Origin of the sequence: Pseudoxanthomonas sacheonensis (genome assembly GCF_010093305.1) — a bacterium.
Classification (GTDB): domain Bacteria; phylum Pseudomonadota; class Gammaproteobacteria; order Xanthomonadales; family Xanthomonadaceae; genus Pseudoxanthomonas_A; species Pseudoxanthomonas_A sacheonensis.
The window spans coordinates 14,822-27,025 of the sequence record NZ_PDWS01000028.1 but is presented as its reverse complement, the minus strand read 5'-3'; the positions used below and the strand labels follow the sequence as shown (position 1 = coordinate 27,025).

General features: G+C 62.7%; 11 protein-coding genes. 3 read left to right on the top strand and 8 right to left on the bottom strand.

Translation table 11 applies throughout. The features are described from left to right. The 3 genes from CSC73_RS18060 to CSC73_RS18050 form a co-directional block, all read right to left on the bottom strand. A partial coding sequence (locus CSC73_RS18060; RefSeq protein WP_163843421.1) for a gluconate 2-dehydrogenase subunit 3 family protein occupies window positions 1–528 on the bottom strand: 528 nt, incomplete at its 3' end. A gap of 17 nt (window positions 529–545) precedes the next feature. Then, window positions 546–2,234 (bottom strand): GMC oxidoreductase, encoded by a 1,689-nt coding sequence (locus CSC73_RS18055; RefSeq protein WP_163843419.1) that lies wholly within the window; start codon window positions 2,232–2,234, stop codon window positions 546–548. Further along, on the bottom strand, window positions 2,231–3,190 hold the full coding sequence (locus CSC73_RS18050; protein WP_163843415.1) for a 3-keto-disaccharide hydrolase: 960 nt from the start codon (window positions 3,188–3,190) through the stop codon (window positions 2,231–2,233). Before CSC73_RS18050 ends, CSC73_RS18055 begins: the two co-directional genes overlap by 4 nt. 320 nt (window positions 3,191–3,510) lie before the next feature. Here CSC73_RS18050 and CSC73_RS18045 point away from each other — a divergent pair, with 320 nt between their 5' ends. Further along, window positions 3,511–4,338 carry a helix-turn-helix domain-containing protein gene (locus CSC73_RS18045; RefSeq protein ID WP_163843411.1) on the top strand — a complete coding sequence of 276 codons (828 nt, stop codon included), beginning with the start codon at window positions 3,511–3,513 and terminating at the stop codon, window positions 4,336–4,338. A gap of 95 nt (window positions 4,339–4,433) precedes the next feature. Then, window positions 4,434–5,081 (top strand): DUF1579 family protein, encoded by a 648-nt coding sequence (locus CSC73_RS18040; RefSeq protein WP_163843408.1) that lies wholly within the window; start codon window positions 4,434–4,436, stop codon window positions 5,079–5,081. Window positions 5,082–5,205: 124 nt separating this feature from the next. Here the strand turns inward: CSC73_RS18040 and CSC73_RS18035 are convergent, their stop codons facing one another. From CSC73_RS18035 to CSC73_RS18025, 3 genes are all read right to left on the bottom strand, one after another. After that, window positions 5,206–6,054: a hypothetical protein gene (locus CSC73_RS18035; RefSeq protein ID WP_163843406.1), complete on the bottom strand. Its 849-nt coding sequence runs from the start codon at window positions 6,052–6,054 to the stop codon at window positions 5,206–5,208. 243 nt (window positions 6,055–6,297) lie between these two features. Next, complete coding sequence (locus tag CSC73_RS18030; protein ID WP_163843404.1) at window positions 6,298–7,056, bottom strand: energy transducer TonB; 759 nt, start codon at window positions 7,054–7,056, stop codon at window positions 6,298–6,300. Between the two features lie 185 nt (window positions 7,057–7,241). Then, window positions 7,242–7,904 carry a CPBP family intramembrane glutamic endopeptidase gene (locus CSC73_RS18025; protein ID WP_163843402.1) on the bottom strand — a complete coding sequence of 221 codons (663 nt, stop codon included), beginning with the start codon at window positions 7,902–7,904 and terminating at the stop codon, window positions 7,242–7,244. A 654-nt stretch (window positions 7,905–8,558) separates the two neighbouring features. Here CSC73_RS18025 and CSC73_RS18020 point away from each other — a divergent pair. Continuing rightward, window positions 8,559–10,016 (top strand): M20/M25/M40 family metallo-hydrolase, encoded by a 1,458-nt coding sequence (locus tag CSC73_RS18020; protein WP_163843400.1) that lies wholly within the window; start codon window positions 8,559–8,561, stop codon window positions 10,014–10,016. Between the two features lie 154 nt (window positions 10,017–10,170). On the opposite strand, the gene CSC73_RS18015 is transcribed toward CSC73_RS18020, so the two are convergent. Both CSC73_RS18015 and CSC73_RS18010 read right to left on the bottom strand, forming a co-directional pair. Then, entirely contained in the window at window positions 10,171–10,782 is a 612-nt protein-coding gene (locus CSC73_RS18015) for a hydrolase (RefSeq protein ID WP_163843398.1), read from the bottom strand. Window positions 10,783–10,784: 2 nt separating this feature from the next. Next, on the bottom strand, window positions 10,785–12,131 hold the full coding sequence (locus CSC73_RS18010) for an alpha/beta fold hydrolase (protein WP_211840933.1): 1,347 nt from the start codon (window positions 12,129–12,131) through the stop codon (window positions 10,785–10,787). Window positions 12,132–12,204: the final 73 nt, after the last annotated feature.

The following is a 12,204-nucleotide window of genomic DNA, read 5'->3' as shown; positions in this document are numbered from 1 at the left end:
CAACGGCACACACCCCTCCCAACGCCCCGGCACCAACACAAACCTTGTCGCCTGCGTCATCCCTATTTCCGAAGTGAAGTAGGCATGCAGCGCCAGCCCCCGCGTGACAGCGAACCAATGCGTATCGCCGGCTTTCTGAGCAGCGGCGTCGATCTCGCCCAGGACCTGCTCCCGCTGCCCCTGCGTCATCGCATCGAAGCCGGCAACCCCACGCGCCCGGCAAGCAGCCCGCAACTCCTGCAACCCGGCGGCCACCCGCTGCTGCACCTCGACCGGTTGGCATTCGCTGAGCAGCATGAACATCGTCGCCCCCACCCCGGCCGCCGCCGCACCCGGCGAAGCCGCAGTCGTCGGCAGCAACGTATCGGCGATATGGCCCAGCAGCGCCTCGTCGTCCAGGCGCAAGCCTTTCGGTGCCGCCTTCTGGTCCTCGGGCGCACACCCCGTCAGCACCGCGGGCACGATCAACGCGCCGCCCAGCAGAGCCGACGCCGTCTTCAACGCCTCGCGTCGCGTCATGGCAATCATCAGCGGCTTCCGCTCGTTCACAGGTTCTGCCTCCCCAATTCCTCCACGGCATGATTGGCCGCGCGCGCCGTCAGCGCCATGTACAGCAGCGAAGGCGTCTGGTTGCCGGTGGAAGTCATGCAGGCGCCGTCGGTGACGAACACGTTGGGGCACGCGTGCAACTGATTCCAACGATTGAGCAGCGAAGTCTTCGGATCGCTGCCCATCCGGCACCCGCCCATCTCGTGGATGTCGCGCCCCGGCGACCAACTGTTGTCCACCGTCTTGATATCGCGGCAGCCGGCGACCTCCAGCATGGCGGCGGCCTGCGTGCGCCAATCGCGGATCATACGCTCGTCGTTGTCGTCGTATCCCACCGAAGTGACCAGCAGCGGGATGCCCCACTCGTCCTTCTTCGTCTCGTGCAGGCGCACGTGGTTGGTTTCCTTGGGAATGGTCTCGCCCTGCAGGTACATATAGATGTCCCACGGCCCGACCTGCGTCTGCGCATCCTTGAACGCACCACCCAGGCGTTGCGGCGTCTCCACCCCGCGCCCGCGCGAGGCGCCGGTGAAGGTGGTGTAGCCGCCGACGAAATCCATGTCCTGTTCGCCCAGGTTGCGGAAATTGGGAATGATGCATTCCGACGGCCTGCGGCCGTAGTGGTAGCGATCCTCGAAGCCATCGAACTTGCCGCCGCCGGAAGCGCGGTAGTTCTGGAAGGCCACGTACTTGCCGAGCAGGCCGTTGTCGTTGCCCAACCCGTGCGGAAAGCGCGATGAAACCGAATTAAGCAGGATCAGCGTGGTGTTCAGCGCCGACGCATTCGCGAAGATGATACGGGCGTGGTAGTCGGTGATGGCATGGGTGTTGGCGTCGATCACGCGCACGCCCGTCGCCTTGCCCTTGGCCTCGTCGTAAAGAATGGAATGCACCACCGCGTGCGGGCGCAGCGTCAGGTTGCCGGTCTTCTCCGCCCACGGCAGCGTGGAAGAGTTGGAACTGAAGTAGCCACCATACGGACAGCCGCGCATGCACAGATTGCGTGCCATGCACGAACCGCGGCCCTGCTGCGCATGGATTTCCAGCGGCTTGGTGAGATGGGCGAAGCGGCCGTGCACCACGTAGCGGTTGCCGTAGTGGGCATGGATGCTGTCGCTGAGATGCTTCTCCATGCAGGTCATTTCGAACGGCGGTTGGAACTCGCCGTCGGGCATCGCTTCCAGTCCGTCGCGCGTGCCGGTAACGCCGATGAACCGCTCCACGTGCGAATACCACGGCGCGATGTCGTCGTAGCCGATCGGCCAGTTGATGCCGTAGCCCTGGCGCTCGGGCGCGGTGAACTCGTACTTGCTCCAGCGCTGGCAACCGCGCCCCCACACCAGCGAGCGGCCGCCGACCTGGTAGCCGCGCAGCCAGTCGAAGGGGCGTTCCTGCACGTAGGGGTGTTCGTTGTCCTTGACGAAGAAGTGCGCGTTGTCCTCGCCGGCTATCCTGCTCATGATCGGGTTGGCTTCGGCCAGCTCGCGCGGCATGACGCCGCGATGCGGCAGCTCCCAGGGGGCCAAATTGGCGGTGGGATAGTCCTTGATGTGTTCGACGCTGCGGCCGCGCTCCAGCACCAGCGTCTTCAGCCCCTTCTCGCACAGCTCCTTGGCCGCCCAGCCGCCGGAAATGCCGGAGCCGATGACGATGGCGTCGAAGCTGTTGTCGCTGGCCTTGCTCATTGCGCGGGCGTCAGTACCAGGTTGCGGAATTCGACTGCGCCGTGGTCGCCCTGCAGCAGCAGCGGTCCCGGCGCGCCCTCGTCGCTGTCGAGCGCGCCGCCGGTGATGCCGGGGATTTCCTGATCGCAGATCACCGTCTTGCCGTTGACCATGACCGTGATCCTACGCCCGACCAGCGTGATGTCCAGCGACTGCCACTGGTTGGGACCTTTGCCCGCGTCTTCGCTCGGCGCAATAAACCCGTACACCGCGCCCAGGCCGTCGCTGGCGGGCTCGCCCCGGGCGTCGGCGATCTGCACTTCGTAACGTCCGCGCAGGTAGACGCCGCTGTTGCTGCCCGCGGGCAGGCGCAGTTCGACGTGCAGTTTGAAATCGGTGAACTTGCGCTCGGTCACCAGGTTGGCGCCGCCGCCGGCCGTGTTGCGCAGCACGCCGTCTGCGACTTCCCAATGGGAATCGCCCTGCATGCGCCAGCCGCTCAGGTCTTTGCCGTTGAGCAGGCGGATGGGCTCGCCCCAGCGCACGATGTTGTTCGCTGGCTTTCGCAGCGAGGGCGCGCGGGCAGCGGTCAGCTCGTAGCGCTTGCGATCGGGGAAGGTCATCGAGCCGGTCATCCTGTCGCCCTGCACGCGGGCCTTGAACGAGAGGTCTTCCGCGCCGTTTTCCCACTGGGCGGGAATGGAGAAGCGCAGTTCGCCGTCTTTCGCTTCGATATGCGAGACCGGGCGCGCGCTGCCGACTACGCCTACGAATTGTCCCACCAGCGTTCGCGAGCCGGAGCGGCGGATTTCCAGCCAGGAGGGGGCGGTGCCGTCGGGAGTTCGCAAGGTTATGTCCCAGCGGCCGAGGGCGGCTTCTTCCATGGCCGACTTCGTGGGTGCGGGCGTGGCGCTGTGGAGAGGCGCGCCGGCCAGGGCCAAGCCTAGTGCGAGCAATGCTGCCAAGGGTCGGCGCATAAGTTCGTGCTCCTCTTCAGAAGGTCAACAGGCCCAGAGTACCGTTCCCCGTTGGAAAAGGCAGTCGTGCCCCCTTCTTCCCGAGCGCATGGGCTGGGTCCGGCCCGAGGGTCGGGTTAAAACCGCATCCGCGGGCTACGGCAACCTTGAACGAAAAACCGGGGAAAGGGCGTGCAAAAAAAGAGGACGGAGGCAATCAAGCGACTTAAAATTCGCCTCCCTCCCTTCTGGCCGCTCGACCAGCATCTGGTCAGGATAGCCATGGGGTTATCGTATTCTTCCGGCAGTAGCCCCCCGGCAGTGCGATGAAAAACCCAACCATGACTTTCCAGGCCGATGCCAATGCGTTGCCGTATACGCCTCTTGGTGTTCTGCTGCGAGAGTGGCGCGTCGCGCGGCGCATGAGCCAGCTTGCCCTTGCGATGGAAGCGGGGATGTCGGCGCGGCACCTCAGCTACGTCGAAACAGGCAAGGCGCAACCGAGCCGCGAAATCATTTCCCGACTGGCGAACGCCTTGGAGATGCCTCTTCGCGAGCGCAATGCGCTCATGATCGCAGGCGGCTACGCTCCGGAGTTCCCGGAGAATGCGCTTTCGACTCCGGCACTCGAACGGATGCGGCAGGCAATCGATCTGATCATCGCGCATCAGGAGCCCTATCCGGCATTCGTGCTCGATCGACACTGGAACGTGCTCAAGGCCAACCGGGCGGCGATGCGGATCAATCTCCTTCTGATGAACGGCCGCAACAGCCGGCACGCGAACCTGCTTCACCAGGTCTTCGACCCGGAAGACTTCCGCTCGGTCATCGTCAATTGGGCTGAAGTCGCCGAAAAATTCATCCGTCACGCCCAGGAACAGCTGGCCGCTTCGCCCACCGATACGGTTCTCCGGAATCTGGTATCCGAATTGTTCCAGTACCCCGATGTCCCGGAGCATTGGCGGCGACGGGACCTGATCAACGGGCCCGCTCCCGTTCTTACCCTCGCCTTTCGCAGCGATGAAGGAGAATTGCGTTTCTTCGAGACGATTACGACGTTCTCCATGCCGCGCGATCTGACGCTGGATGAGCTGCGGATCGAATGCGCGTTTCCGGCGGACGATCATACGGCCGCCGTCTGCGCCCGATTGGCGAGCGCATCGTCCTGACCGGGTCGCCATGACGGGGTGCCTCGTTATGCGCAGACCGGGGCGGTTCGCGGAGCATTCGTTCGATAACCTCCGACGTTATTGATCGGCTACAAATGCCGACCCATGCTCGGCTTTTCCTCAGCCTGAAGCCATTGGCCATGCATAAATCGACAACGCTGATTGCACTTTTTCTCACCCTGACTGCCGGTCAGGCGCAAGCCGCATCCACTCCCCCGACGAAGACGACAACCGCGATAGCCGACAAAAGTGCCACGGTGGCCGCGCAGGCCGGAGTTGTCGGCACGGAGCATCGACGGCTTGCCGAACTGGTCGGCGCTTGGAAAGTCACGCAGTCCTTTTGGAGCAGCGGCGACCACGATCCCAAAATAGATACCGGCAGCGCGACCTATGCGATGGTGCTCGGGGGACGCCACCTGCGCCAGGATCTCCGGATCGACTCGCCGGACAAGCCGTTCGAAGCGCTTGGATATATAGGCTACGACAACACGATTGGCCGGTATTACAGCAGCTGGATGGACACCAACTTCACGGGCATGATCATCGCGCACGGCGACTATGACGCCGCTTCGCGCACCTACACGTTCATGGGGATCTTGCCGGGCCCCGCAGCCAGCGAGGCAGTGCCATTGCGCGCGGAGCTGAAGGTCGGCGATGCCAATCACTTCACCTACGACTTCTACGAACGTCATGGCGGCACCGAAGCTCTGGCCGTCCGTCTTGAATACACGAGGCAGGACTAGGGCGCGTGCGCTGGGTTGGCTCTATCGAGCTAGCAAGCAGAATGCCGGGGCAACGGCGCTGGGTTGATGAAGCCAACCCAGCCTGCGGTCCTTGACCCCGTTTTCGTAGTGGCCCTCATTCCCTTTAGCTGCCCTGGTTACGACGGTTGCGCATCCAGACCAACAAGCAGATCAACAGGCTGATGCCGGCGCCAATCGCCGCCTTCACGGCGATGCGGCTCCAGTCGAGACCTCGGCCGAGTTTCGCGCCTGGCGAAGTGGCCACGTCCGCGCTGGAGGCGTTGAGCGAAAGCAGCGCATCGGTGGCCACCGCCAGTTGCTGTTTGGCGGCGGTCACGTCCGCAGCAGTGGACGTGGCGCGATAGGCATAGACCAGCAATGGTTTGTTGCGGACCAGCAGCATCGCACCGGCGCACACCCCGTTGATGGACAGCGGCTGGCCCTCGACACTGACGGTCACCGGAATGAGCATGAGGAAGCGGACTTCGTTGTCGTTCTGCGAATAGACCTGCGGCGTGACGATCTTGCCGAACTCCATCTGCACTTGCTGGCCTGCCGCATGGCTCATGCGTTTGTCGCGCGTGGCGTCCCTGGCGACTTCGGCATTGACGTCGAACCTGCCCATCTCGGCCGAAGCCTGCGACAGCACCTGGCGCCAGTCGGCGGTGCTAACGGTCTGGTTTTCGAGCATGCGGATCGACTGCACCATGAAATAGGTGTCCTCGACCTTTTCTCCCCCGGCCAGCAGTATCTGTATATCGGCGGGCGTATAGAACGCTTCGACCAGCCGGTTGGCCGGAGGCATGGCCGACTCCAGGTACCGGAACAACGTCGGCGACTCTTCGCTGACCCTCACGTAACCCGCAGGTTGCTCGTAGCGCAGGCGGGTGCCGCCAACGTCCAGCTGCACCTCCGTCGCATCGGCCGCAACAACCACGCACAGCAGCGCCAACGCCGCCCATCTGCTCAACATGATTTTCCCCTGGTAGACACGCCAAGTCATGGCCTGGTTCGGGCTAGCGTAGCCGCGATGGGCCGCACAACCAAGCCTCCAGGCTTGGTTGGCTTCGAGCACGAATGCCGGGCTGGCGCTACCGAGCCGGCAAATCGGGAGGAACCCTCGATTCAAAGCGCCGGGTTGATGAAACCAGCCCGGCGTGACCTTCTGCCCTTTGCGTCATGCTTACGACACAAGCGATTCCTACACTATCGAGGCTCATCCTGCAGGGCTGTAGAGCAAGACATTCTCAATCGCTGTTTCGAGAACAACGGTGGGGCATGCCTCAGAAAGCTGCGGGAGCATTTTTTCTTTTAGCTTTTCAAGTGCCGCTTGCCCCGTGCCATCGGCTGATGATGAGCCCATTGAAAAACTTATGGGCAGCACCTCCTCGCATGCGACGGTATTACCATTTGCAAACGATGGTCTCCATCTGCTCGTCTCGAAGGATTTTCGCGAAGCTTTGTCCATTGCCCTCTCGACCATATGCAACGGTCTTCCCGTAGGCGAGAGCATCCTTACCCCAGTCATTTTCCCGTTCGCATCCTTCGCGAGCGCATACACGAAAGTGCCCCCTGTGTTTGCTTGCGCGGCTTCAGCTGGATACCGGGGCGGCTCCGCGCAGTAACCGGTATCTACCGCGCATTCCGAGTCCGCTCCGAGAATTCGAACCACGACACCGTCCGACCCTTCCGGGGCGACCGACAACCGAAGCGCAAGGTAGGCTTTTGTCGAGACCGACTCGCCATGCCACGTTGCAGGCCTATAACGCCATTGCGAAACCCGCGTGACCAGCAATTGGCGCAAATCCGCCGGCAACCGAAGATCGGGCACCACGCCACTAACGGCGCCATCGGCGGCAACGTCCACGTCCATGCCGACCACAATCTGCCTGACCTGCATGTCTTCAGGCTTGCTCTCTTTGGCCTGAAGCGGTATGCACGCCATCGCGATCAGCAAAACCAATATTCGCTTCATCCTGTGGCTCCTGTCCTTAGACATGAAAACGTACTCCTACCCAATCCGCACTTCCAACCATGGCCAAGATAGGTGACACGCAGAGTCGGCCATAGCCCATCGTATTCAATTGTTTCTCCAATGTGGAAAACCGGGCCGGAGTACCTTTCTTGCATAGAAAACCTACTCTGATCCCGTTTGCCCGATTATGCGTAGAACATCAGTGCAAGCAGATCTACCAGACCATGCGCAATGATGGCGGGCCAGAGGCGACCGGTTCGCGCGAACCACCAGCCGAATATCAGCCCCACCAGAATCACCCAGATCGTACCAACAGGCCCCTGATATAGATGATACGAAGCCCGGATGGCCACACTGATATTCACAGCGAAAGCCTGGCTACGCGTTCGTTCCAGCGCGCGTATCACATAGGCGCAAACGAACACTTCCTCGAAGATGGGATTGATGATCGAAAGCACCACGACCGCGGATAACGATAACCTCCCGGCCACCATGGCATCCATCGAAGGATTTATGCCCTCGGCCATCTGATCCCCCACCCATGTCAGGGGATAGTTGGCCACCATGCATGCGATCAGCAGGCCCACCGCAGGCCAGATATCCTGGCTCCGAAGTTCCATGCCCAGCTCTTGTGGTTTCCATCCACGCAGCCAGAGCACTGGACACAGCAAGGCCAGGACAAACAGTTCGTAGATTACCGTTCCCCAAAGGCCTCCTTCTGAGAAGGAGGGCTCAACCACTGGCGCCAACGCGGCCGAGACGCTTGAGTAGATGAGGAATCCGAAAGCGATCGCCACGACGATAAGGAACTCGCCCCAGGCCATGGATGGCGCTACGCGTCCTTGCATCGATATCTCGCCGTTCTAGTCTCGATAGACAAACAAAAAAATCAGCCGTGTAGAGCGGGTCTTGATCCGCTTCCGGCCGCGCGATGAGCGCTTCAACCGCTCCCCTCAGGCGGCACCCTACCAGCCTGCACATAACGATGGAAGGAGAAGTTTTCCAATCGGCCAAGCCGTGGCATGACCGTGTTTCAAAGACCGATGTGAATGTCCTAGCCAAGCCTAGGCCAGCCCGCTACCCACAACCCATCGTGCGAGGGCCGGCCCATCTCATGCGCTTTCGGGCTTGCCCGGCTGGAAGGTAGCGGTAGCCACCACCTGATCAGCGACTTCGACCAGTGGGGTTAAGCAGTGGGCCATGTCGGCGCGGGGCAAGACGAGGTGGTCTGGGTTTGTATGTTCGGGTTGGCTGAGTTCGGCCAGCAGGCAGGTGTTGGCAGAGGGATTGCAGTTGCTGGTGGGCTCCTTCCGGCAGGTGGTAGCCGGGCTCGCATGGCGTTCCTTGGCGCATGGCGATCTCCTTCCTTGTTCGCGGTGGGAATACCCTTTCTGTCGATGCCAGCGCGGATTCAACGGGCAATCCGGGCCAATCCGGACCTGCCGTAAAAGTGGTAGCGTGACGACAGGAAAGCCGCCAGCGGTCATCCGGGGGATGCCACGATGAAACCGTTCTTGCCGAGTCCGACGACGCTGCTGCTCTGCGGGCTGATCAGCATTGTGACGTTGCGATCGGACAATATGCGCGCGGCGCAAGCGCCCGTCGTCCGTACGCTTGCCGCACCTCCGGTGGCGCGACCGAATGCGCAGGGTGTCGCGAATGCGGCCGGAACGCCGCGCCCGCGTCCCGCCTGGACAGACGGCACGGCCGCCCCGCCGACAGCGACGACGTCGTGGTCGCAGACCGACCCATTCGCGCCGGTGTACATCGTGACCTCACGCGACACCTATCAGGGTATCCGCGGCCTGGCCCGCGATGCGGTCGGGCGGCGCGACAGCACCGGCATGCCGTTGGTGATTTCCGAGATCAGGGCCGATAGCCTCGGCGAGATCGGCCGCCATGTGCATGTCAACGAGCGCCGCTGCGGCGGCTTTTTCGCGTTCCCCAACCGCGCGCAGGCCGAGGCTTTCCTGCATGCGGATCGCTCGCGGCAGGCGATGACGAAATCGCTGCTCGCCAGCTATACGCTCGACAATCAGGCCACCGTGGACCGCTGGTTGCCGCAGGTGGAGGAGCGCCGCATCTACGACACCATCAATTACCTCTCGAGCTATCGCAACCGCTACTACGCCAGCAGTTTTGGCAAGACCTCGGCCGAATGGATCCGCACCCACTGGCAATCGCTCGCCGCCGGCCGCAGCTATGTCACCACCGAACTGTTCACCGCTTGCACGAACTGCTCCACGCAGCCCTCGGTGATCCTCACCATCCAGGGCTGGGACCTGCCCAACGAAGTCGTGGTGTTGGGCGCGCACCTGGATTCGATCAACGCCAACAACCGCAACGATCTCAATCAGCTCGCACCGGGCGCCGACGACGACGCGTCGGGCATCGCCACCCTCACCGAAACGCTGCGCATCGCGCTGTCCGAGGGCTGGCGGCCACGGCGCACGGTGAAGTTCATGGGCTATGCCGCAGAGGAAGTCGGCCTGCGCGGCTCCAACGCCATCGCCCAGTCTTTCCGCAGCAGCGGCGTCAATGTCGTCGCCGTGCTGCAGGTGGACATGACCAATTACAAATCCGGCGCGGTACCGGACATGAAACTGATCGCCGACTACTCCAACGCCGATCTGAAGAACTTCTTCGTCACCCTGTTCGATACCTACCTCGCGCCAAGGGGACTCACGCGCGGCAGCGTAGCTTGCGGTTACGCCTGCTCCGACCACGCCTCGTGGACGAACGCCGGCTATCCCGCCGCGATGATGTTCGAGGCCGGTGGCCCGAACGGTAGCTTCCCCTACATCCACACCACCAGCGACACGCTGGCCACGATGGGCGAATCGGCACAGAACAGCGTCAAATTCGCACAGTTCGCATTGGCCTACTTAGGCGAAACCGCCAAGACCGCGCCGGTCAGATTCACCGGGGGCCCGGCGCCGGTTTTCCGGGAAGGCGGGTAAGAGCAAGCGCGTAGGCTGGGTTGGCTCTATCAACCCAGCAAGCGGAATGCCGAGGTAAAGGCGCTGGGTTGGCGAAGCCAGCCCGGCCTACGCCCTATGCTGGCTCCGACCCCGTACTTGCCGCATTGCATATGGGTCTTCCGCCCGTGCCGGATCAATGGCCTTCGACCGCGAAAAGAATGTCCGCGAATCCCGGTGTCGTTTTCTCCCGGTTCCAATCGCGTTGCAGTTCGCAGATCAGCTGCACCCATCCCACCGGTTTTCCGCCGGCCTGGACGAGGCGTTGAACGCCCAGCGCATGCGCTTCGGGCGATGTTCCGCCGACGCAATCGATGACCGGATAGACCTCGAATCCTTCGTTCATGGCATCGAGTGCGGGGTGGACCAGGCAAACTTCAGTCCACAGGGCGGCCATGATGAGCTTCGTCCGCCCGGTGGCTTTCACGGCCCGTACGAAATCCTCGTCCTCCCATGCATTGATGGAAGTGCGGTCGATGGGGTGGATGTCGGGCAGCACGTCGACGATCTGGTGGATGGTCGGCTGGTTGCGCCCGGTCTTCACGTTCACCGTGGACAGCACAACCGGCAGTTCGTAGAGCTTGCCGATACGGGCCAGTGCGGTGATGTTGGCGACCAGCTCGCGTTTCGGGCGGGACTGGATCGATGAGACCTGCACAGGTTGGAAGTCGATGATGACAAGAGCGGCATTCTTGGGCGTGAGCAGGTGGTCGGTAAGCGGATCGCGGATGGTTGCGAACGACGCCATGGCTACTCCCCTTGCTTGCTGGACGCATGCGCGGCGACAACGTAAGTCGTATCCGTCGGACCCTGACCGGTGATGTAGACGACCGTCGGCTGGTCTCCAGTGAAGGCGAAATGCGGGTCGCCTGCCGGCTCGGTGTAGAAACTGCCCGGGCCCAGCGTACGGGCCGTCGCTTCGTCGGCTCGCTCGCCGTATCCGAAATTCCATTCGCCGGACACGACGAGCGCGGTACGGTTGTCGCGGTGCCTGTGCGAGGCGATGCGCGTGCGGGGCGGGACGCGGATTTCGATCGCGTACGGCCCAGCCGCATTCGGATTTCCCGAGAGGAGGGTCGTCTGCACGCCGCTGATCCCGGATGTGCCCGCTCCAGCCCCACCTCGCGCGACAGCGTCCACTTCTGAAGACGTCAGACGGGCTTGCGCGAGCTGCGCATCCGCGTCAAGGAAGGCACGGATCGCCGCGACCGTCGCTTGCGGCTGTTCTTCCATCAGCCAATGTCCGGCATCGGAGATCACGACTTCGTGCACGTCGTCGGCGGCAAAACGCATCACGAAGGCCATGGTCGATCCGAAGGAATGGTCGCCGCCGACGGCGAGCAGGGGCATTTTCAGGCGCCCAGCTGCCAACCCCGCACGGTTGTCTATCGCGTCCTGATCGAATGCGGCGAACTGCAGGAAGCCCGCCCGCATGCGACCCGGACGCGCATAGAGCGCCGCGTAGTGACGCCGCGCAGCTTCCGGGAAATGCGCCGGATTGGCGGAAAACTCGTTCCAAAACCGGTCCAGATAGATGCGCTCGCGCCCGGCCACCAGACGTTCCATGTCGGGCCCGCCGAAACGGAAGTGCCAAAGCAACGGGTTCTTGAGAATCTCGTCCCACGGACCGACCCCGGGCACCGGCGCGTCCATCACCACCAGCCGCGTGGTGCGGGCCGGGTGGGCCTGGGCGAACGCAAATGCGACCATGTTGCCGATATCGTGCGCGACGACGTCGGCGCGGTCGATGTGCAGCGCGTCCAACACTCCGGCAATGTCTTCGGCTTGGTTTTTCTTGGTGAAACCTTCCGCAGCAATCGCCGAGAGCCCCATTCCCCGCAGGTCCGGTACGACGACGGTGTGGTCGCGCATCAGATCCGCCGCCAGGGGCCCCCACATGTCGCCAGTGTCGCCGTACCCGTGGATTAGCACTACGGCGGGGCCCGTTCCGCCGATCCGAACATGCAAGGTGGTTCCGTTGGTTTGGATCTCCTGCGTTCGGAAACCAGCAGGGAAGTCCAATGTGCCGGCTAACGCCGGGTGGGCGGCGGAAAACAACGCTGCGACCCACACGCAGGTCCGGAATAGGCTATGCATTCCCATGGACATTTCCTCAAAAGAAAGTTGCGCCTTTGAGTTTGGTCGTCCGCGCGGGGAAGGTCTTGAAGCT

What these genes read in the sequence shown, in the direction of transcription:
- CSC73_RS18055 (WP_163843419.1), bottom strand. Translation starts at nt 2,234, where the DNA reads ATGAGCAAGGCCAGCGACAACAGCTTCGACGCCATCGTCATCGGCTCC.
- CSC73_RS18050 (WP_163843415.1), bottom strand. Translation starts at nt 3,190, where the DNA reads ATGCGCCGACCCTTGGCAGCATTGCTCGCACTAGGCTTGGCCCTGGCC.
- CSC73_RS18045 (WP_163843411.1), top strand. Translation starts at nt 3,511, where the DNA reads ATGACTTTCCAGGCCGATGCCAATGCGTTGCCGTATACGCCTCTTGGT.
- CSC73_RS18040 (WP_163843408.1), top strand. Translation starts at nt 4,434, where the DNA reads ATGCCGACCCATGCTCGGCTTTTCCTCAGCCTGAAGCCATTGGCCATG.
- CSC73_RS18035 (WP_163843406.1), bottom strand. Translation starts at nt 6,054, where the DNA reads ATGTTGAGCAGATGGGCGGCGTTGGCGCTGCTGTGCGTGGTTGTTGCG.
- CSC73_RS18030 (WP_163843404.1), bottom strand. Translation starts at nt 7,056, where the DNA reads ATGAAGCGAATATTGGTTTTGCTGATCGCGATGGCGTGCATACCGCTT.
- CSC73_RS18025 (WP_163843402.1), bottom strand. Translation starts at nt 7,904, where the DNA reads ATGCAAGGACGCGTAGCGCCATCCATGGCCTGGGGCGAGTTCCTTATC.
- CSC73_RS18020 (WP_163843400.1), top strand. Translation starts at nt 8,559, where the DNA reads ATGAAACCGTTCTTGCCGAGTCCGACGACGCTGCTGCTCTGCGGGCTG.
- CSC73_RS18015 (WP_163843398.1), bottom strand. Translation starts at nt 10,782, where the DNA reads ATGGCGTCGTTCGCAACCATCCGCGATCCGCTTACCGACCACCTGCTC.
- CSC73_RS18010 (WP_211840933.1), bottom strand. Translation starts at nt 12,131, where the DNA reads ATGCATAGCCTATTCCGGACCTGCGTGTGGGTCGCAGCGTTGTTTTCC.